Raw genomic sequence first — 22,234 nt, forward strand, 5'->3', positions numbered from 1 at the left:
TCTTACTTCGCTTGTTTACTTTTATAATTTGCAATTGCTGCTTGAATTGCATCTTCGGCTAAAATTGAACAGTGAATTTTCACTGGTGGTAACTCTAGCTCTGCACTTATATCAGTATTTTTAATAGTCGCTGCTTGCTCTAGTGTTTTGCCTTTAACCCACTCTGTTACCAGTGAAGATGAAGCAATTGCACTACCACAACCATACGTTTTAAATTTTGCATCTTCGATAATACCATCGGCAGATACTTTAATTTGTAACTTCATTACGTCACCACATGCTGGTGCGCCTACCATACCCGTTGCCACTGACGGATCATTTTTGTCTAAAACACCTACGTTACGTGGGTTTTCTACGTGGTCGATTACTTTATCACTGTAAGCCATAATTCTATCCTCACTACCTGCTAGGTATGTACTCGCACTATTATTAGTGGTGAGCCCATTCAACTGAATCTAAATCAATACCTTCTTGATGCATCTCCCAAAGTGGAGACATTTCACGTAGGCGACCGATAGAGTTTTTCATTAATTCAACGGTGTAATCAATCTCTTCTTCGGTGGTAAAACGACCAATACTAAAACGAATTGAGCTATGTGCTAATTCGTCGTTACGGCCAAGTGCACGTAAAACATAAGAAGGCTCTAAGCTTGCTGACGTACAGGCTGAACCTGACGATACTGCAATGTCTTTTACTGCCATTAGTAACGACTCACCTTCAACAAAGTTAAAGCTGATATTTACAATGCCTGGTACTGATTGGTCTTGTGTACCGTTAAAGTACACTTCTTCCATATCACTCATAATACCGTCAATTAAGCGCTTACGTAGGGCGCTTATATGTGCATGGTCTTTTTCGAAATCTTGCTTAGCAACTCTAAACGCTGTACCCATACCCACTAACTGATGCGTAGCAAGTGTGCCAGAGCGCATACCACGTTCGTGGCCGCCACCGTGCATTTGTGCTTCTAGGCGAGCGCGCGGTTTACGACGAACGTAAAGTGCACCAACACCTTTAGGACCATATACTTTGTGGCCTGAGAATGACATAAAATCAACTTTAACCTGTTGTACGTCAATTAATACTTTACCTGCGCTTTGCGCTGCATCTACGTGGAACATAATTTTGCGTTCGCGACACATTTCGCCAATAGTAGCGATATCTTGAATTACACCTAGCTCGTTATTAACATGCATGATGCTTACAAGTACGGTGTCGTCACGCATAGTGTCGGCAAGTTTTTGTAAATCAAGTAGGCCGTTTTCTTCAACGTCCATATAGGTTACTTCAAAACCTTGACGCTCAAGCTCACGACACGTGTCGATTACAGCTTTGTGCTCAGTTTTAGCGGTAATAATATGCTTACCTTTCTTTTTGTAAAACTGTGCTGCGCCTTTTATTGCTAGGTTATTTGATTCAGTTGCACCCGAAGTGAAAACAATTTCACGTGGGTCTGCATTAATTAAATCAGCAACATCGGTACGCGCTTGATCGACCACTTCTTCAGCTTGCCAACCAAACCTATGTGAACGTGACGCAGGATTTCCAAAATTACCGTCCATTGTCAGGCATTGCATCATTTCTTTGGCAACACGTTCGTCAACAGGCGTGGTTGCTGCGTAATCTAAATAAATCGGTAACTTCATTTCTCTCTCCGCTGCAGGTCAACCTTAAAGTTGACAGCTTACTTGAATATTTTCCAACTGCTTAATTGCATCATTAACACTGTTATCTTGGCGTAATGCGATTTCTTTCACATCAGATTTCTCTACCAATTCAGCAAGGGTAATATTATCTAAAAATTCTTCTATTCGTGCGCTTAATTCTGACCACAAATTGTGAGTTAAACAGCGCATACCACTTTGGCAACCTATATCACTTTTTTGGCAACGTGTTGCATCAACTGACTCATCTACTGCATTTATCACATCACCAACAGAAATAGCGTCCGCTTTACGCCCCAATAAATAACCACCGCCAGGGCCGCGAACAGAGCTTACCAAACCGTTTTTACGTAAACGGGCAAACAACTGTTCAAGGTAAGACAAAGAAATTTCTTGTCGCTGTGAAATATCAGCAAGGGCAACAGGACCTACACCTGTGTGCAGTGCAACATCCAGCATAGCTGTAACGGCATACCTGCCTTTTGATGTTAACTTCATAACGCCCTCCGCACAAAAGAGTGCAAATTTTAATTACCAGAGTAAATTAGTCAAGTATTAAAACTTAAAACCAGTTCTTAGCTAAACACGTAATACCTGAGTGTTTTACTCAAGTATTACGTCCTATTGTAATTACCTGAGTAATTTAGTCAAGTATTAGCGCGTTATTTAATCGTAGCTTGTTATAACTAATTGCTATAACCATTATTATTTAGGTATCGACTTATTTATAGAGGTTAAAATACCACGTAAAATGTTCATTTCAGCATCTTCAGGGCGAGCACGATTAAACATACGACGTAACTTGGTCATAACCATGCCTGGGTGCTGCTTAATGATAAACCCAGTATTAAACAGTGTCTCTTCAAGATGCCCGTAAAATAACTCAGTTTGTTTTGAGCTAGGGTAAACGGTGTCATCTTCTTCGGCTATTTTAGGTTGCTGATTTAAAAACGCCATTCGCGTTTCGTAGCATAATGTTTGCACTGCCATAGCTAAATTAAGCGAGCTGTACTCTGGATTTGCCGGAATACATACATGATAATTGCAAAGCTGTAATTCATCGTTGCTCAAGCCGCTATTTTCACGACCAAACACCAAAGCAACCGGGCCATTAACTGCTTCGCTTACTAGCTTTTCACCACATTCACGTGGTTCAACCATAGGCCAAGATAGTGTGCGAGAGCGCGCACTCGTGCCAATAGTTAACGCGCAATCGGCAATTGCATCAGCAACAGTATCAACAATCACAGCATTACCTAAAACATCACTTGCTCCAGCGGCTAATGCACTGGCATGGCTGTCGATTTCACACGCTGGGTCGACTAAATAAAGCTTTGATAAGCCCATGGTTTTCATGGCGCGAGCCGCCGAGCCAATATTACCTGAGTGTGATGTGTTAACTAAAACAACGCGAATATCATCTAAGATCATTGCTGTGCTACTTTGTTTGCTGCAAAAAATTGCGCAAATTCTACCATGTAATTAAAAACACGGCTACGATAAGCGCAGCCGTGAATAGGGTTCAGCTCAAAATACAAACCATGTTTAGGTTTATATACCAGCTTATTTAAAGCACACACTTAGTGATCGCAAGCCAACATCCTTTGCTTATGTCCAAACACTGCGCTGCTTTTATCTTTTATTAAATCAAATAGCAGTACTTAAGCTGTTCCACCTACTGTTAACTTGTCTATTTTCAAACTAGGTTGACCCACCCCAACAGGGACGCTTTGGCCGTCTTTACCGCACACGCCAACGCCTTTATCAAGCGCAAGGTCGTTACCTACCATAGATATTTGCTGCATTACTTCTGGGCCGTTACCTATTAAGGTTGCGCCTTTAATTGGTTGGGTAATTTTACCGTTTTCGATTAAATAGGCTTCTGATGCGCTAAATACAAATTTACCTGACGTTATATCAACTTGTCCGCCACCAAAATTAGGCGCAAACACGCCTTTTTTAACACTACTGATAATATCTGCTTGGCTGTGCTCACCGCCTAACATGTAAGTATTGGTCATGCGTGGCATAGGTAAATGTGCGTACGATTCACGGCGTGCGTTACCCGTTGGGCTAACGCCCATTAGGCGCGCGTTCATTTTATCTTGCATGTAGCCTTTTAAAATACCGTTTTCGATAAGTACGTTATAGGCCGCAGGTGTGCCTTCGTCGTCTACGTTAAGTGAGCCACGACGATCAGCCATAGTGCCATCATCAACCACAGTACATAGCTCAGACGCTACTTTTTGCCCTACTTTTCCGCTAAACGCCGATGCGCCTTTACGGTTAAAGTCGCCCTCTAGGCCGTGGCCTACGGCTTCGTGTAATAATACACCTGGCCAGCCATTTCCTAGCACCACTTCCATGGTTCCGGCTGGCGCATCAATGGCTTCTAGGTTTACCTTTGCTTGGCGTACTGCCTCTTCTGCAAACTCCATCCAACGTGGTTTACCCTCTACTAACTCTTTAAAATAACCATAATCTAAACGCGCACCACCACCGGCTCCACCGCGTTCACGACGACCATTTTTCTCAAGTAGTACTGAACAATTTAAACGAATAAGTGGGCGAATATCGGTGGCAAAAGTACCGTCGCTAGCGGCAATAAGTACTTCTTCGTACACGGCCGACATTGAACTTATTACTTGCTCTGCGTCGGGTGCTAGTTCACGAATATAGTTTTCAAGCTCTCGTAACAAATTTACTTTATCAGTATCGCTCATACTTGAAATTGGCTGATGCGGGGCAAACTGCTGCTTTGCAGTTACATCGCTAAATACTTGAATTGATTTATTTTCACCGGCCTCGGCAATACTACGCGCTGCAGTTGCGGCTTTATTAAGTGCTTCAAGGGTGATTGCATCTGAGTACGAAAAACCGGTTTTTTCGCCGCTTACTGCGCGTACACCTACGCCTCGTTCAACATTGTATGAACCTTCTTTTACTAAGCCGTCTTCAAGTACCCATGATTCATGGTGACTTGATTGAAAGTATAAATCAGCGTAATCCACCTTATGTTGATGAATGTAGGCGAGCGTTTTTTCGAGTTCTTCTCGATTTAGCTGGCTGTCGTGTAATAAATGCTGTTCAACCGTATTCATAATAAATGCTCTCTAAATCGTTGATGAGATTGCACTGGCATATCTCGTCGAATTTTGTGTAATTGCTTTAAATCTAACGTGGCGCTTATAAAACCTGTGCCCGTGGGCAACTCACTTAATGTATCTCCCCAAGGAGACAGAACTATACTGTGGCCATAGGTTTGGCGGCCATTTTCATGTGCTCCATATTGCGCTGCAGCAATCACATAACATTGTGTTTCTATTGCACGAGCCGCCAATAAAGGTTGCCAATGGGCTTGTCCGGTCACTACCGTAAAGGCGCTAGGGACTAATATAATTTCTGCGCCTTGGCGTACAAGTTGAGTATATAAAGTACTAAAACGCAGATCATAACATACTGTTAAGCCTATTTTACCAAAGGGAGAGTCGACAACAACAACTTCATTTCCTGCTTGAGTAAAGTCTGATTCTCGATAGCTGGCTGTTGAATCGTCAACTGTTACATCAAATAAATGCATTTTATTGTAGCTGGCAACGAGCTCACCTTGGGCATTAAATAAGTGCGACGCGGCGTAATATTTATTGTCGTTATAAGGTTCTGGCATAGTACCAGCGCTTAACCAAATATTATGCAATTGGCACAGCTCGCTTAACTGCTGCTTATAACGCTCTGCATGCTTAGCCACTTTTAAGGTATCGTTACCCGATTTACTAAACACTAAAAAGGCTTCAGGCAAGCACACTAATAGTGGCCTTGTAGTGGGTAATTGTTGTAACTGATTAACTAGCGTTTGTATGTTTTGCTCAGGATCAACCCCAGAGCACATTTGCAGAGCAATAATTGTCGGAATTGCTTCACTCATAAGGTAGCACTCATTAGCTATTTCTCATTGGGTAACGCTCACCTCAGCGTCTTTTAGTTTAAGCTTTGTTGCTGCTTGAGGCTGATTTTGCGCCGCTTGTGGTAGCGTTACTTCACGACTTTTACGGTCAAGTTCTTGTACTTGCGGGTCATTCATTTTACCGGTTACTTTAAAGTTTATTTCGGAAATAACGCGCGCCGAGTGAATCACTTTATCTATAGCAAGCGCAGCAAGGCCGGTAACGGGGTTAACCATCCAAGCTACTATTATAGGTATGCTGGAGGTTACTTGCGGCGCAACCGCTAGGTCGTAGTCTATTTCTAGGGTATTTAAATTAGCATAACCTTTAATGGTTAAGTCGGCTGGTACACCATCCATTTTAGTATCTTGAGTGTAGGCAATGCCTTTATCAAGCTGCATTGTGCCTTGCATGCTGTTATAAAAAAAACCTTTGGAAAACACATCTCTAAAATCGAGTTTTAATTTACGCACTAGTGAATCTAGGCTCAGTAACGAGAACACCCGCGCGCCACCATCACTAACCTCAGTTAAATGTCCTTCGCCTAAACGCCAATCAATATTGCCCGACAGACTTGCTACATCAAGGTTATACGGGGCTGCTTGCCATGCAAGATTATAGTTAATGGTTGCGTTTGAATCTTTAATTGCAGTGGTTAAGTCAAACTCATTAAATAATGCGCCTATATCCTCACTTTTAAGCTCACCGCTGAGTTGCGTTTGGCCATTTTGCCACTGCCCATGGGTGCGTAAAATATGATCGTTCTTATCAACCACTAACTCAGAAATAACAAGCCGCTTACCATCCCCCAATAAAGACGCGCTTACTTTACCTAACTGATACTGACTCACCTTACAGTCGCCACATTCAAATTCTATTGCGGGTAGCTGAGTAAGCCAGCTTACGTCATCGGCTGTTTCTGTGCTTGCAACTGGCTTAACGTTTGCAGGTTCAATAAAGTTAACCCTTAAATAATCGCTATTAATTCGAATCGGCTGGCTGGCTTGCGAGATAGGAATTAGCACCCCTGCACGCAACTCTTTAGCATTTAACTTTAGGTATAAATCGTTTTGGGTAGGTGCTAAGCGCATTTCAAAGTCATTAAATTGCACGTCACTAATATTAAGTTTTTCTATATTAGCAAGTACTTCATGCAGTGGTGGCATAACACTAGCTGATGCTTGCTCTGAGCCTTGCTTAGATACATTTATAATTTGCTCAATTAACTCTAGCCACGGAAGCAAATCGGTTTGTGGTAAATTAATACTAACCGCTAAATCTTTTTTATTAAGCCCTAAATCATTTTTACCGATAACAAAATGAGCATTGTTAAAGTGGGTGTTGGCGTTATCTAAAATGGCGTTAAAATAAAATAACTGCTTTATATTAGCGGTAATTAAGTTAGATATATTATCGCCTTGAATAACTGCATTGAGTGGCCATGGTTGCTCGCTGCTTTTAGCATAGTCACCCGGTAAAGTACTGCTTAAACCAATTAATGACGAGGTTACTTGCGCACGATAATCAAACCCTTGTTCGGTAAAGTTAAGCACTAAACCAATATCTGCTGCACTTTTCCCGCTAAGGTAGTTTTTTAATAACCCTTGGCCGCTCGCAATAAGAGTCTCGGCATCTAGCTGTGCTTTTATGTTTATATTGGCGCGATAATCTTGCTCAATACTTTTGCTGTCATAGTTAATATTGAGTGGCATGCCCAACCATGTTGCAGTGGCATTAGTGAGGGTTATTTCATTGTTTTTAAAATGCAGCTCGCCGTTTAAGTTATCCAGTTCAATGCCTGGAGTCGCAATATAAACAGGTAAGTCTATTAAATTTACTTTGCCGCTCACACTTGCACCATTAGCAAATTTAGAACCAATTAACAGCTCTATACCTGCACTAGCTTCGCCTTTACCTTGCACAATTTTAAAAATTTCAGCAAGCGGGCTGGCAAGTGGCGTGGCCGCAAAAAAGTCGTGCATTTTTTCAAGCTCGGCTTGCTTATCTATTTTAACTACTAGCTCATCTGCATGCATTAAATCGCTAATGCTAACGCGTACACTACTACCCACAGCTAAATTTACTAACTTGCCTTGCTGGCTATAAATATCCATGCGCTCGTTGGCAAAATGTAACTGGGCGCTGGCGTTAGTAACTGCAGGCCAGTCGGGATCAAACTGATAAGTGGCGTTATCTATTTGTGCTAACACATCAAACTGCCCAGAGCCGTCACTAAATGGAAAACCTGTTAGCGGGCCTGCAAAAAGCACTTGTGCTTTTGACACTTCACCGCCTTTTATAGCGCCATTTAAATAGCTAACTAATTCAGGGCTCATCGCTTTTAAAGGAAAATAATGCCCAGCAATACTCGCGTCGGGTGCAAATGCTTCGGCGTATAAATCTAAACGCGGTTCGTCGCCTAAGCTAAGCTGCATTTCTGCAGCAAAGGTTACTTCATCATTATTAAACCAAATATTGTCACTACTAATGTGCCAAGCATTACTGCGCTTGGCTAAATTGAGCTCTATATTTAATTGCTCATAATCTATATTTTGGCTAAAACTATCACCGGTAATTAGGCTGTTATTTTCACCAAACAGGGTAATTCGCCCGTATTGCTGATTAACCAGAGCACTAACTCGCAGTTCTTGTGCGGCAGGTATTGCGTGCTGCTCTTGCCAGCCAATATTATCGGCTTCAAACCACAGCTGCCATTGCTCATTATTGGTATAGTCTAAGTAAGCTTGCTTTATTTGCCCACTAGGTTGGCGCTGTAAAAATGGCGTTAGGTTATTAAAGTTAGTCAGCTCGGCTAAATCGCTAAGTAGCGCTATATCAACTTGCTGTAACCAAATTTTATTTTGCTTACCCAGCAGTGCCTCAAACTCTAAACTCGGCCAGCTTTTATCATTACTATTAAACGCTAATCCCGTGCTTTTCAACCGCCAGCTTTTTTGTTCAGGAAATAAATGAAATCCCCCTTCGCTTAGGCTCAGCTGTTGTTTTTCTCCAGCCAACTCCCAACGTGCAAAACTAGGTAACCACTGTACTTTAACATCACTCACTAAACCTTGATTAAGCTCTAACCAAGCTTGTAAGTTTATGTTGCTGTGCAGTTGCTGTTTTTCGGTATTAATATATTGCGCTAACCAGTTAGATACATCTACCTCATTAGCTTGCACATACATGTCGCCTGCCATTTTTTCAATAGTATCGCCTTTGAGTGCAATTCGCGCATCAAAACTTCCCACCGAAATACCCGGTAATGCTAAGCTACCGCTACCTAAATGTTGCTTATTTTGATTTTGCCAAACAATATTCTCCAACAGTAACTTACGCTCAGTACCGTCTTCTAAAATAAAGTTAATGCTGGAGTTTTCTATTGCGAAGTGGCCTGTGTCACCCAAAAATAGCTCTTCTATTAGCTCTTTTTGCTCAAACGACACTTCGCCTTCATTTTTGGCAAATAAATTAGCTACTTTAATACTGGTATGAAAGCCATTTATTACAAAGTAGTTTGACTTTAATTGCAGCGTTTTTAAGCTTTCCCACAAGTTAAGCTCTAAACTGGTTTTAGCTATAGTGAGTGCAATAGGTGCAGTTTGGTTGTCTTTAAACGATAGGTTTTCGAGCACTAAAGCAGGCCCGCTGCCTTGCCAACTAGCTGAAATAGAACCGATTGACAAACTAATATCAAACTTAGTATGTAGGTAGTTTTCTATATTGTCTTTGTAGTCGTTTGCATAAGGTAGGGTATATTTTAAAATAGAAACAGTCACGGCCAGTAACACTAAAATTATGGCACACGTTTGCCATAATTTTCTAAAACAAAAAAAACAGACCGCTTTTGCTTTCATTACATCATTACCACATCAAACTGCTCTTGGCTGTATAAACTCTCAACTTGAATATTGACCTGCTTGCCAATAAATAGTTCTAACTCGGCTAAGTTATGGTATTCATCGTTAAGTAATGCTTCACATACCGCGGGCGCGGCATAAACCACAAACTTATCAGCATCGTAAGCACGATTAACCCTCACTATTTCGCGCAGTAATTCGTAGCACACTGTTTCTACTGTTTTTTGTGAACCACGACCAGAACACGCAGGACAAACATCACATAATATATGCTCTAAGCTTTCGCGGGTGCGCTTACGGGTCATTTCTACTAAACCTAATGCCGACAAGCCATTAATATTAGCTTTAGCACGATCTTTTGCTAACGCCGATTCGAGCGAATGCATTACGCGGCGTTTATGATCTTCACTTACCATATCGATAAAATCGATAATAATAATACCGCCTAAATTACGCAGCCTAAGCTGGCGCGCAATAGCAGAAGTTGCTTCAACATTGGTATTAAAAATGGTTTCTTCTAAATTACGATGACCAACAAATGCACCAGTATTAACATCAACCGTGGTCATCGCTTCGGTTTGATCGATAATTAAATAGCCACCCGATTTAAGGGTTACTTTACGATGCAGCGCTTTTTGTATTTCGTTTTCAACATCAAACAAATCAAAAATGGGGCGCTCACCCGGATAATATTCAAGCACTTGCGACAAAATTGGCACAAACTCTTCGGTAAATAATTTAAGCTCTTGGTAGGTTAGTTTAGAGTCAACCCTAATGCGTTCCATGTCTTCGCCCACATAGTCACGTAGCGTTCTAAAAGCAAGGGTTAAGTCTTCATGTAAGATACTGGCTTTACTGGTTTTTTTACGGCGTGACACCACTTTTTGCCACAATTTTTGTAAAAATGCAGCATCGTGCCTTAATTCGGCTTCGCTTGCGCCTTCTGCGGCGGTTCGCACAATAAAGCTGCCGTTTTCATCGCTGTATTCAGCAACGATTTTTTTTAATCTGCCACGCTCTTCTTCTGTTTCTATGCGCTGGCTTACGCCAACGTGGGTGGCGTCGGGCATAAACACTAAATAGCGAGAAGGTATGGTAATGTCGGTAGTTAAACGTGCGCCTTTAGTGCCCAGTGGATCTTTTACCACTTGCACCATAATATATTGCCCTTGGCGCACTAGCTCACGAATATCTTGTACTTTTTTTATCGGGGTATCGTCAACACCTTCAACAATAGAGGCGCTATTTACAATATCTGAGGCGTGTAAGAATGCAGCTTTTTCAAGGCCTATATCAACAAAGGCGGCTTGCATGCCGGGTAAAACACGGCTAATTTTTCCTAAGTAAATATTACCAACAATCCCTAAATTGCCAATTCGCTCTAATTGTATTTCTTGTAGAACACCGTTTTCTATTAGGGCAACACGGCTTTCACTTGGCGTGACATTAATTAGTAATTCTATACTCATGCTAGCCTCTTAAGAATGTTTGTAATAATTGTTCGGTCTCGTATAAAGGTAAGCCTACTACAGCAAAATAGCTACCCGAAATATGAGTAACAAATCGACCGCCTAAGCCTTGAATACCATATCCTCCTGCTTTATCTTGTGGCTCGCCACTTTGCCAGTAGGTATGTATTTCATCATCGCTGAGGGTTTTAAAAGTAACATTAGTACTTACTACGCAGCTAAGCACCTTATCTGTTGTTGCAAAAGCAACCGCGGTTAATACCTGGTGAGTATTGCCCGACAAGCGCTTTAATGTATGGGTAAAGTCATTTTCATCACAAGGCTTACCTAGCGATTGATTGTCAATAACCACTACGGTATCGCTGCCTAGCACTGGGCGATCGGTATAACCAAGTGCTACACCCGACTGCGCCTTTAAACGCGCTAAGCGCTCTACATAATCATAAGGTAGTTCATTGGGGAGTTGGCTCTCGTCGGCATCAACACTAAACTGTGTAAATTCGATTCCTAGTTGCGTTAAAAGCTCTTTACGGCGAGGCGAGGCAGATGCCAAGTATACGGCGTTGGTCATTATCTGATCCTAAAATGTCTACGGTATTTACGCAGTAATAAAAACACCCATACCCAACTCAACATACCTGTAAGCACAGGCCATAAGTATTGCGGGCTAAAGTACACACCCAATAAAAAGTGATTTAGCCAAAACTGCATTAAGTGATAGAGAGTTAAAAATAAGCCAATTAATAAGCTTTGTTGCCATAGCGAAAAGTTACGGATTTTTTGAAAATTACTGGCGGTAACAAAAATACAGATTGAATAAGTAAGTGAATTAACCCCTAGCGGCGAACCAGAAGCTAAATCTATTAATAAGCCTACAATCCATGCGGTGCCTATATTTAAACGATGTGGCACAGCAAGTGACCAATACATTAATACCAATAGCACCCAGTCAGGACGAAAGGGTTCAAACGAAAACGGTAACGGCATCAAAGCCATTACTAACGCAAAAAAAATGCTCAGTGCAATTAACAACGAATAACGATTAATCATCGCTAACCTGCTCCTGTTGATTTCGCCACAGCACTACTAATAATCTAATACGATCTAGCTGCGCTATGGGTTCTGCATAAACTTGTGCAAACGGCTGGCCTTCATCGCGATTTATTTCAGTAACTACGGCAACTGGGTAGCCCTCCGGAAAGATGCCTCCAAGACCTGAGGTCACTAATACATCGCCAAGTCGTACATCTAGGCTATGCGGTACATGAGAGAGTTTAACAACATTAATTTTACCTATGCCTTCAACCACTGTACGCACATCGTTACGTAAAATACGTACCGGCGTAGCGTGGGTAGTGTCGGTCATTAATAACACGCGTGAGGTGGTTGAGCCTACTTTGGTAAGCTGCCCTACTACACCCATATCATCAATTACGGCTTGGCTTTCGCTAAGTCCATTGGTGGTTCCTCGATTTATAACAACTTGATGGCTATACGGGTTTGAATGAACTGACAGTACTTGCGCAATAATTTTACGATTTGACGGTTTAGCCGATGAGCCTAATAAGGCGCGCAATTTTTGATTCTCTCTGCTCAAAAACTGGTACTGCTGTAGCTGCTCGCTTTGCAGCATTTGCTTTTTTTTCAGCGCTTCATTTTCGGTAAGTAATTGATCGCGGGTATGTAAGCTTTTTGCACCAAAGCTAAATACTTCGTAGGGTAAATTAGCCACATAAATTAATGGGCTAACCAGTGTATTTAAACTAGTACGAACGTTTGTTCCACCTTCGGTGTACTTATCGCCAATAATCAGTATGACACTCAAAAGCACTGCGACAAAGAGTCGCAGTTGCAAGGAAACGGTTTGTGCGAACATTGATTTCATTAGTCGTAACTAAATACATCACCGCCGTGCACGTCTATCATTTCAAGCGCTTTACCACCACCACGGGCAACACATGTAAGCGGATCATCAGCAACCACAACTGGAATACCAGTCTCTTCCATTAATAAACGATCTAAATCTTTTAGTAATGCACCACCACCGGTTAACACCATACCGTGCGCTGAAATATCTGACGCTAGCTCTGGCGGTGATTGCTCAAGGGCAACCATTACAGCACTAACAATTCCCATTAATGGCTCTTGTAGCGCTTCAAGAATTTCGTGCGAGTTTAATATAAATGAGCGCGGTACGCCTTCGGCTAAATTACGGCCACGCACTTCAATTTCGATTGGTTCATCGGTTTTAAAAGCAGAACCAATTTGATGCTTAATATTTTCAGCAGTAGCTTCGCCTATTAGGCTACCAAAGTTACGACGCACATAATTAATAATTGCCTCGTCAAACTTATCGCCACCAATACGTACCGACGAGGAGTAAACTACGCCGTTTAACGAAATAATAGCCACTTCGGTAGTACCGCCACCAATATCAACAACCATAGAACCTGTGGCTTCTGATACCGGTAAACCTGCACCAATTGCCGCAGCCATTGGCTCTTCAATTAAATACACTTCGCGAGCACCCGCTCCCATTGCAGATTCACGTATTGCACGTTTTTCTACTTGGGTTGCCCCACAAGGCACACATATAAGTACACGTGGACTTGGACGCATAAAGTTATTGTTATGCACTTGCTTAATAAAATGCTGTAACATTTTTTCGGTAACATAAAAATCGGCAATTACGCCGTCTTTCATTGGTCGAATAGCTTTAATGTTACCAGGCGTACGGCCTAACATCTGCTTTGCTTCAGTACCTACTGAAGCAACGCTTTTAGGCCCACCAGCACGCTCTTGACGAATAGCAACCACTGATGGTTCGTTAAGTACTATGCCTTCTTCTTTTACATAAATGAGGGTATTGGCTGTACCCAAGTCGATCGATAGATCGTTTGAAAAAATACCACGGAGTTTTTTAAACATGAGGCTGGATGACCTTTGAAATACGTTCTTATTTAAGCTGCTTTCACTTTAATACGCTAATATAATGAGCGATATTAAGCACAGCTGCCTTTGTAATTTAGTTAAAAAAGGAAGCAAAGCTTCCTATTTATCGTTCGCGAACTAAGCGAAAACCTATGTAGTTAGCTCTAAAGTCGGGCGCTAATATTAATCGCGTTGAGGCACGTGCAAGGCTAGGCGCAAAATTCCACGCTCCACCTCTAACCGCAACATCCGACTCACCCGAGTTTTTGTTAGTCCATTCCCATACATTGCCTACGGTATCGTATAAACCAAATGCATTAGGAGAAAATGATCCTACCGGTGCAGCACTCTTGTTTGACCATTGACTACCACACCAGCCACAATTCGCTAAATTTTTACCAATATCGTTACCCCAAGGGTATTCTGTTTGACTACCTGCGCGTGCAGCGTATTCCCACTCAACCTCATTAGGTAAACGAAACTGTTGACCTGTTTGCCCTGACAACCAATCAGCATACGCTTTAGCGTCGCTATAAGTTAAACAAACAGCCGGAAAATCACTTGTTTGCTCAAACCCAGGATTACGCCAATTTAAATTAGCTTCCCATACGGGTTCGCCATTTAAATAATAGGCGCAGCCTTTACCTTGCTCGGCTTGGGTTTTGTAGCCTGTATTAGCAGCAAACTGCTCATACTCACCTACTGTCACTTCTTTGCTTTGCATAGCAAAAGAGTTGGCAATTACTTTTTCAACAACTGGGCGCTCATTGGCTAAACCATTGCCATTAATATCGCCCATTTTAAATTTACCTGCCGGAATAACAACTACTGAAGTTTTTACATTAGCGTTTAATACGCTGATGTTGTCACTCACTTTACGAGTTGTTTGCTCAGGTTGCTCACGCGTGTATGTCGGTGCAGCAATCGACTCTGACTTTTTTACTAAATTGGCATGCACGGTTTGTGCTTTATTTAAATCAACACGTACCTGATAAGGCTTATAACCAAGCTTGCGCACTTCAATATTGTGCACACCTCGCGGTAAGCGGGTTACTAAGCGGGTTGAGCCAAAGCTAACCCCATCAATAAACACTTCGTCGTCGTATACGTTTGAGCGTAGCGTTAATTCTACTGCTTGGTTTTTATCGTTATTAGCAATAACCGAGCTGTTTGTTACCATAGGCTTTACTGCATAATCACGCACTGGTTGCTCGTTTAAACGAGCCGCCGAAACGTTGCCATTATCCGCGTGCTTACTGAATGTTAACTGACTATCTGAAAAAGTTGTACTGTAAGTAGGCTGATATGTTGCCGCCATGGGCGTGCCGTACTCAGAGCAGTAGCGGTTATCAATGCTTAATAAGTTACATAAACGGCTACTGTTAACTTCACCACGCATAGTAACGCTTAAATTAACGTTATAATTGCCTTGGCCACTAAATGCACTTTTTACCACATGACTACTTAAAATTTGTACCTGAGCACCGGCCAAATTACGTTTGGGTTCAACTAAACGCTCTTCAGTTAAGTTAGCAAATATTTGGTCAACAAAACGCTTAGTCGCTTTTTGTAACCCCATTTGCTGTCCGCGTTGCTCACACGCTGCAAGTGTTTCGGTACGCTTACAATTAATTGTGTGATTAACCTCTAACGTGCCTTCGCGGGTAAATTCGTTACGTAAACGCTCTACTCTGGCGGTAGTTAACTGCTCTTTTAAGCTCTCTAAAGTGTTTAAAAGCGTGTGTTTAGCAACACGAATTTGCTCTATATCTTTACGGTGGGATGCAATTGCCGCCAACTGCATAGAAATATCATCTTTATTTTGCTTGTGATCGGCCACAGCCTTTTGATAACGCGCCTGAGCTGCGGTTATATTAATACTAGGTTCATCAATTAAACGACGGTACATTTCATTCATCGCGTCGAGTGCTTGGTTTTTTTCTTTATCTAACTCGGTTGAACGTGAACGCAAAAGTTGCAACTGGGTTTGCAGTTGGCTTTCTTCTTTTAAATGTTTATCAAGTATTGTTGTAGATTTGTCATAGTCGATCTGTTTTGTACTAATCTCAGATTCAATTCCAGTTACTGTTGCTGTGTCTTGTGCAAATGCACTACTAGCCAACAAACTAGCTGAAATTAACAGAGATAAAGGAGTAATTCGCATATATTCAGTCCCAAAAAGCGGCAATTATTTGGTCGTTATTATTTTTCTAAAATAAAGCCTTATGCTATGTACTTGAAGCACAAAACACAAGCTTTGTTCAATTATTATCTAAGTTTACAACTATTCACGTGTTTCACGCCAGTAAATAACCCGATCATTCCCTCGAAAGTGGCCAAATTGTAAAATAGCATAAGGATTCAGCTGAGATTGGTCACCTTGCCAATCCCATTTTAGCCAGTCATAGGTATTATATTCTAAAGTGAATGTTCCTGAGCCATTAGGCTTTGCATAAATACCGTTATTTACTGGATATCCTCCCGCCTCTAACTTCCCTGCTGCACCATTACCATACTCATATGTTAATACTGGGCTAGCTGGCAATACTTGGCTTAATTTAGGGTGTTGAAATACACTACAGTTGTCATTGCTGTTTACTACAAACCCATTGCCATCCCAATATTGAGACTCCATGGGGATGAGTAATCGATCTAAATCTGAGCCTGCATTATTACCTAACACTAAGCGGCCAAACCTAAACTCAATAGGCACACTGTTTAGTCGTACGCTGTTGCAATTAGTGCTACAGGTTACCTGTGTATTAGGGCTGTCGTTTGCATCAATTAATGTAGCGCGCTCAATATTTGTAAGTGTGGCCATTAAATTAACCATAGCAAATGGGCCATCGGGTTGATCAACTCCTAGCCTTTTTAAGGTAACATTGCTTTGATTCATCTGCCATTGCCCGTCATTGGTATCGCCCCAATTGTTTTCACCTAAATTAACTAGGCGACTGGCAAAGCTACTTGCTGGCACGTAATTACCCGCTTCATTATTTTCAGCACTAACTTGCACTACCGACTTATCAAACCCAGCCCTGTAATTACTCATTAGCTGATTATTTTGGTTTTGTGCTTGCACTGTAAAGCCAAGTTCAAATGGCTGTTCGAGGTAGGTTAAATTACTCCCATAATCAGTACACTGGGCCGCAGCTTGCACTCCTATTATTTTAAATTGCGATGGCGCAAAACGGCCTACATTATAAAGCTCGCCTTTAACATCACCCGCACTAAAGTAATCGCCATCGTTTAGCCCAGCAATTAAATCAATAATCCCTACTTGGTCATAACTATATTGTGAAATTGACTCACTTAAACTACCTGTATCTTTAAATGCAACAGTGTTGACGACTGCAAGTGTTCCAGAAGTACCTGCTATGGGCAGCTTTAATTGCGCTGTTACTAAAGGTTGCTCATTAATAAAATGTTTAGCAATAGGGTTGTTAGTAATCTCACTGTAGTTATCGGGGTAGCCATCGTTGTTGTTGTCTTGACCTGCACGCCATTGCACCGCATTCATTTTTAAATCAAATGTCTCTCCGGTTAATTTAAACAAGCTACCCGCGGCATCTGTTGCAAACCCATCATTGGGTAAGCTCATAGCCAAGCCAAAAGGTTTTACTACATACTCGTTAGAGCTACCGGTTAAATTAACCGACAAGTTAGTAATCGGATCCAGTATTAAATTAGTTTTAGCATTAAGGCTAAGCTGTGCTGCATCGGGGTAATTTATTACTATTTGCGCTTTAGACTCATCATCAAACTGTAATGGCACTGATTTATAACTTTGTTCAATCGCGTATACTTTATTATTATTGCTAAGCTGCACCGGATCAGAGCAACTTACTCCTGCGCTACAGGTATAGGCTAAATCTAAAGCAACTTCTGCCCCCACAGGAAACGCTGCTTCACATGCCCCCGTGGCGGTATTCGTTTTTACAGCTTGAATTGCTAATGCTTTTGCATTAAATCCTGTATTTGAAGGTTTACCTGATAGTTGGGTAGGAATTGTTGTATTGTTATCGCTTTCATTTTTAAAAATAAAACCCGCGTCCGAAAACACCACTTTACAGCCACTTAAACCAACATTTTTACCGCCAATATAACAACGTAACGGCGCAGATGGATCTGCTGTGTTATAACCAATTGTGGCACTGCCAGTGGTACGTTTTGCAAACTGTATATTAGTAGTACCAGTAAAGCTGATGTTCTCACCGGTTACCCAGCTCTGCTTACCACTATTATCTGGCGATAAATTTAAGCTTGATGGCTGATCAAACAAAACATCGCAAGTATCATTTGCGCAGGCGGTTAAAGCCATATCTTTAGCTTGGCAAGTCAGTCCTTGGTTATCACTCATTGATATTCGATAATGATCTAGCAATATAGGTTTATAAATACCACAAAAGCCTGGAATATTATCTGGTACTGGTATGGCATCGAAAGTAGAGCTACCCTCGGTAATAATTTGTGTGCCTGAGGTAATAGAGCCTTCGTATGTTACATTTTGCGCTATTCTTACCTCGCCGGTAGCAACAATATAAGCAGCTATATTGGCATTGGCGGCAATCGCAATTGCACCATCAACATAAATAGCAAGATACGCTCCCGAATCTACTACTATATTGGTTTTACCTATATTTAAAAATGAGGTTGAGAGTAACGAACTCGTGTTTTTTAAAAAAATACGCGTAGGAGCCGTTACTCTGTATTCTGTTTCCAACATAGCAAGCTGCAACTCATCATAAAAATAATCTCCTGCTAAAGAGGCTGGTACTGGTGCCACAGAGCTGCCATCGTTAGCCACTGTAGGTACTTGAGCTGCCTGGCTAGGTGTTAAAGAGTTATTGCCACTTGCTAAACAAGCTTGAGCGTTACATAACGCAGGATCAGTTAGTGCCAAAGACGTTAAATTAGTAGTCGTAATAAATTGCGCGTTATTGTCTGTTACTTTAACGCCTTGGACTAACTGCACCAAACCATCATTATAAGTAGATAGCGCGCCTGGAAATAAGGTGTCACAACTTAAAATTTCGCCGCTAGAAACAAACGAACTAGTCATGGCTAAAATAGATACTTCTTCTTTAGGGTGAGAGCGCTCATTATCGCCATCTCGGTCTTCATCGACCACCAACCCGACTCGGTTAGCTCTTAAGTTGCAACTTCGCAACCAGCCACCATCGTCCCCTACACGCGAGTTTTTACTTGCAACAACTAAAGGCGATTGCGAATAACGATTAATAAAATTAAAATAATTACATCCATCGTTCCAACCATCTACAGCAAAACCAGTAAAAAAGCTCTCCCAAATAACTTCCACGTCATTATCATCTGTGAATGAGCGATTAGCCCCTGGCTCTACCGCTAAATATGCTACTTTTTCGCTTTTAATTATACCGAATGCCGTTTCAGAAGCTTCTAGCGCAATATTTACTCCGCTGGTAGATAACGAGGCTGTTTCTACCGCAATAGTTAAAAAGGGCACCAAAGCTTGTGCTGGAGGGTTACTATCTAAGCTATTAAGCGTTTGTAGTGAATGAAATAAATTTGGCCGCTGGGTAAACGAATGGGAAAAAGTAAGCGGCTTATAGCCCTTTGGAGTAAATGGAGAAAAACCAGATTTGGCACCATATTGTACCTCTAGCTGTAAATCGGTGCTCCCTACTTCCATAATGGTGCCATCGGGGAACTCATGAACCCCGTATTCCACCGCTAAATAATGTGCGCCCATATTAATATGCGCACCATCCTCACCGGAGGGCTCCAAAGGAAGCGCTTCAAACCCGGTAGTGGTGATATTTTTAACTCGAATAATTGCTGGATTACCACCTTGGTTAGTTGAAAGCATAAAAACAGCTGGAGGAGTTATATATTGCTGCTGGAAATTAACCTTTGTCCATACCGGTGATGTGTAGGTATTTTGTAATTCAATAAAACGCCCTTCAATTTTAGGTGCTGCAGCATTGCTGTTATTACTAAATAAAAATGCTGCTAAGCATATCAGTACGAAAGTGTTTTTTATCATGGTAACGTTTTAGCCTCTACACTTAATGTGCGTTGCGTTTGCCAGTAATCTTTTCTACATGCATCCCCCAATGAGCAATCAATTGGCGCACAAGTAGCACTACTTTGTAAATAATAAATATTAACCGTTCCCGAGCGCGCACTGCTATCGGGTAAATCCAGGTACTCTGTACAGCTAATAGATACATCACAAAACGATAAATAATTTGTTTTAAAGGTTCGGCTTGTAGTAACTGAGGCACAATTTTGTGCAGCGCTATTAAGCGGAAATAATTCGGTTAAACCACTTTCTAAACCACTTTGCGCAGCCATATATGCTCGCGCGCCATAATACTCTATAGTATTTTGCTGCGCGGCCCCGCTCAGCACTTTAACTAATGCTAAGCCAAGTGCTAATAAGGCAACAATAATCACTAAACACACAACAATTAAGTTACCTTGTTGCTTTGTGGGTGAGCGGGTAATTTGCTGATAATTATTAAGGTACATTTGGCACATGCACCTCATGGTTAAAGTTCATTACTTCGGCTTCGTTAAAGCGCATTTGTGCATTAACATTAAGTACAGCATTTCGCTGTAAGGCCACCGGCTCTATGGTAAAAAACAAGTTGCTTGCTAGGTTATTTGCAATATAAATCCCCAATAAATCTCGCTTAACACCGGGGGTTACTTGTAAGCTAGGCGCATCTGACTGGGCGCTATTAAAAGCATAATTTGTATAGCGATATAAAAACCGCCCTTCTACGCAAAAACTAACTGGTTCAGCTAATAAATATAATCGCTTACTGGGTGATTCTGCTGCAAATGCTTTACTAAATTGCCACTGATCAATAGCATTTCCTGCCGTGTTATTAAATGCTAAAACTTGTAAGCGTTTATGATTGTTTTCGTTATATATATCATCGCTATTTAATGGATAAACTGCTGCCCAGTTACCCGCTTGCGGTTTAGTTAAGTTATTAAGCTCAAAATCAACTGCGGTAATATTAAACGGGGCTGTAGTCGGTAAATAATTAGTATAATGAGTAGCTGATAAAAAAGGGGTAAATTCAAGGCACTGATGAGTATTACACGCCCCTTTACTGTCGTTATCACAGCTTAACCTAAGTGAATTAGGTGCTGCATGGCGTAGCTCTTTACTAATGCGTGTTATTAAAAACCGCGCTTGCGCTACTGCTTCTTGACGCTCCACGCCTTGAGCGTAAATACTTACACCTGCGCCAATAAACGAAAATGCACTAACGGCTAAAATACCTAAAATTACCATTACCAGTAATAGCTCAATTAAGGTAAATGCGTATTGTCGCGTTATGCTATGCATTAATAATTCCCTTTATAAGCACTAAAGCCGTATACCTCACCCAGAGGTGAAGTAACCTCTATAGTAATGCGCTTAAAAGTGGTGCCATCATTACTAGTGGCATCATTAAAATCACTGTCGTACTGCACTTTAACAACCAAACTAAAGCCACTATATTGCGGTAATAAAACACCTAAACTATTGGTTATTGGTTGCCCCGAAAGTGCTATATAGTCGTCAACATCGTTATAACTGGTACGTGTTTCTGAATTATCTGGGCCTAAGTCTGCCGCTGCGGTACAAGCCTTTGCGCCTAAAGATATTTCGCCGCAACGCCTAAAAGGAGCGCTTCGCTCACTATACTCATCAAACGATTTACTTTGAATTTCGTTCATGAGTGATTGCCCAAACTCCGAAGCACGTAATGCCACAATAGGCTCAGCACTTTTTTGAGCTTGAGGGGCAATAAGTGCAGCAATAATACTCAGCGCGATTGCAAACATCACAATACCAACAATTAACTCTATTAAGGTAAAGCCCCTATGTTTAAGGGCAGGCATAAATAAGCCCTTCACCGCTAATACATACCGCGGCTAATCCTATATCTATTCGACATTGCGTTGTGCAGTTTTGATCAACCCTGCCAAGGGGATCAAAGTTAACTTGGGTAAACACATTACCGTTACTGTCTAATGCGTTAAAGGTAATATCACTTCTTTGGCTATTAATTTGTATTACTAGGTGATCACTGTTGTTTATATCGGCCCCTCCTGAGCAGGTATCAGGGGTTGGTCCTGCAATTAACCTACTTGTAATGTAAAGCTTATGACAGCTTGTGGTCGCCGTATTTTGCATGGCACGTAACTGCACTGTTCGCAGTGCATTTAATGTGCGGTCTCGATACGAGTACGCATCCTCGGTTGAACTACCTAAAAATTTGGGAACTGCCGTTACCGACAGTATTCCCAAAATAATTAAAGTAATAATTAATTCAACGAGGGTAAACCCGCGCTGTTGCTTACCACTGCTGATCATTTATGT

General features: G+C 41.5%; 18 protein-coding genes. All 18 read right to left on the minus strand.

All coding sequences use genetic code 11. The features are described 5' to 3' along the window. Positions 1–2: 2 nt before the first annotated feature. Positions 3–386 carry a Fe-S cluster assembly scaffold IscU gene (iscU, locus tag J5X91_RS04995; protein ID WP_011329315.1) on the minus strand — a complete coding sequence of 128 codons (384 nt, stop codon included), beginning with the start codon at positions 384–386 and terminating at the stop codon, positions 3–5. A 43-nt stretch (positions 387–429) separates the two neighbouring features. Beyond that, positions 430–1,647 (minus strand): IscS subfamily cysteine desulfurase, encoded by a 1,218-nt coding sequence (locus tag J5X91_RS05000; protein ID WP_208834169.1) that lies wholly within the window; start codon positions 1,645–1,647, stop codon positions 430–432. Positions 1,648–1,671: 24 nt separating this feature from the next. Further along, positions 1,672–2,163, minus strand: a complete 492-nt coding sequence (gene iscR, locus J5X91_RS05005; RefSeq protein ID WP_011329317.1) for a Fe-S cluster assembly transcriptional regulator IscR — start codon at positions 2,161–2,163, stop codon at positions 1,672–1,674. Positions 2,164–2,370: 207 nt separating this feature from the next. Beyond that, positions 2,371–3,096, minus strand: a complete 726-nt coding sequence (gene trmJ, locus J5X91_RS05010; protein ID WP_011329318.1) for a tRNA (cytosine(32)/uridine(32)-2'-O)-methyltransferase TrmJ — start codon at positions 3,094–3,096, stop codon at positions 2,371–2,373. Positions 3,097–3,326: 230 nt separating this feature from the next. After that, positions 3,327–4,766 (minus strand): metalloprotease TldD, encoded by a 1,440-nt coding sequence (gene tldD / locus J5X91_RS05015; protein ID WP_011329320.1) that lies wholly within the window; start codon positions 4,764–4,766, stop codon positions 3,327–3,329. Next, on the minus strand, positions 4,763–5,590 hold the full coding sequence (locus tag J5X91_RS05020; RefSeq protein ID WP_179806924.1) for a carbon-nitrogen hydrolase family protein: 828 nt from the start codon (positions 5,588–5,590) through the stop codon (positions 4,763–4,765). Before J5X91_RS05020 ends, tldD begins: the two co-directional genes overlap by 4 nt. 24 nt (positions 5,591–5,614) lie before the next feature. After that, positions 5,615–9,466, minus strand: coding sequence for a YhdP family protein (locus J5X91_RS05025; protein WP_208834170.1), 3,852 nt, complete (start codon positions 9,464–9,466; stop codon positions 5,615–5,617). Next, positions 9,466–10,938, minus strand: a complete 1,473-nt coding sequence (gene rng, locus J5X91_RS05030; protein ID WP_011329323.1) for a ribonuclease G — start codon at positions 10,936–10,938, stop codon at positions 9,466–9,468. The genes J5X91_RS05025 and rng overlap by 1 nt, the downstream gene beginning before the upstream one ends. Before the next feature lies 1 nt (position 10,939). Next, positions 10,940–11,509 carry a Maf family protein gene (locus tag J5X91_RS05035; RefSeq protein ID WP_011329324.1) on the minus strand — a complete coding sequence of 190 codons (570 nt, stop codon included), beginning with the start codon at positions 11,507–11,509 and terminating at the stop codon, positions 10,940–10,942. Then, entirely contained in the window at positions 11,509–11,988 is a 480-nt protein-coding gene (mreD, locus tag J5X91_RS05040; RefSeq protein WP_089368784.1) for a rod shape-determining protein MreD, read from the minus strand. The genes J5X91_RS05035 and mreD overlap by 1 nt, the downstream gene beginning before the upstream one ends. Further along, positions 11,981–12,823, minus strand: a complete 843-nt coding sequence (gene mreC, locus J5X91_RS05045) for a rod shape-determining protein MreC (protein ID WP_208834171.1) — start codon at positions 12,821–12,823, stop codon at positions 11,981–11,983. The genes mreD and mreC overlap by 8 nt, the downstream gene beginning before the upstream one ends. Further along, complete coding sequence (locus J5X91_RS05050) at positions 12,823–13,866, minus strand: rod shape-determining protein (RefSeq protein ID WP_011329327.1); 1,044 nt, start codon at positions 13,864–13,866, stop codon at positions 12,823–12,825. The genes mreC and J5X91_RS05050 overlap by 1 nt, the downstream gene beginning before the upstream one ends. A 127-nt stretch (positions 13,867–13,993) precedes the next feature. Continuing rightward, on the minus strand, positions 13,994–16,033 hold the full coding sequence (locus tag J5X91_RS05055) for a formylglycine-generating enzyme family protein (RefSeq protein ID WP_208834172.1): 2,040 nt from the start codon (positions 16,031–16,033) through the stop codon (positions 13,994–13,996). 120 nt (positions 16,034–16,153) lie between these two features. Then, positions 16,154–19,894, minus strand: a complete 3,741-nt coding sequence (locus J5X91_RS05060; RefSeq protein WP_208834173.1) for an H-type lectin domain-containing protein — start codon at positions 19,892–19,894, stop codon at positions 16,154–16,156. Next, positions 19,891–20,382 carry an agglutinin biogenesis protein MshP gene (locus J5X91_RS05065; RefSeq protein WP_244363756.1) on the minus strand — a complete coding sequence of 164 codons (492 nt, stop codon included), beginning with the start codon at positions 20,380–20,382 and terminating at the stop codon, positions 19,891–19,893. Before J5X91_RS05065 ends, J5X91_RS05060 begins: the two co-directional genes overlap by 4 nt. Continuing rightward, the gene (locus tag J5X91_RS05070; RefSeq protein WP_208834175.1) at positions 20,372–21,214 is read right to left on the minus strand and encodes a type II secretion system protein; all 843 of its coding nucleotides are present in this window, start codon (positions 21,212–21,214) and stop codon (positions 20,372–20,374) included. The genes J5X91_RS05065 and J5X91_RS05070 overlap by 11 nt, the downstream gene beginning before the upstream one ends. Beyond that, positions 21,214–21,753, minus strand: a complete 540-nt coding sequence (locus J5X91_RS05075; RefSeq protein WP_208834176.1) for a type II secretion system protein — start codon at positions 21,751–21,753, stop codon at positions 21,214–21,216. Before J5X91_RS05075 ends, J5X91_RS05070 begins: the two co-directional genes overlap by 1 nt. Further along, positions 21,740–22,228 carry a prepilin-type N-terminal cleavage/methylation domain-containing protein gene (locus J5X91_RS05080; RefSeq protein ID WP_208834177.1) on the minus strand — a complete coding sequence of 163 codons (489 nt, stop codon included), beginning with the start codon at positions 22,226–22,228 and terminating at the stop codon, positions 21,740–21,742. The genes J5X91_RS05075 and J5X91_RS05080 overlap by 14 nt, the downstream gene beginning before the upstream one ends. Positions 22,229–22,234: the final 6 nt, after the last annotated feature.

Origin of the sequence: Pseudoalteromonas sp. K222D (assembly GCF_017653575.1) — a bacterium.
GTDB classification, from domain to species: Bacteria; Pseudomonadota; Gammaproteobacteria; order Enterobacterales; family Alteromonadaceae; genus Pseudoalteromonas; species Pseudoalteromonas nigrifaciens.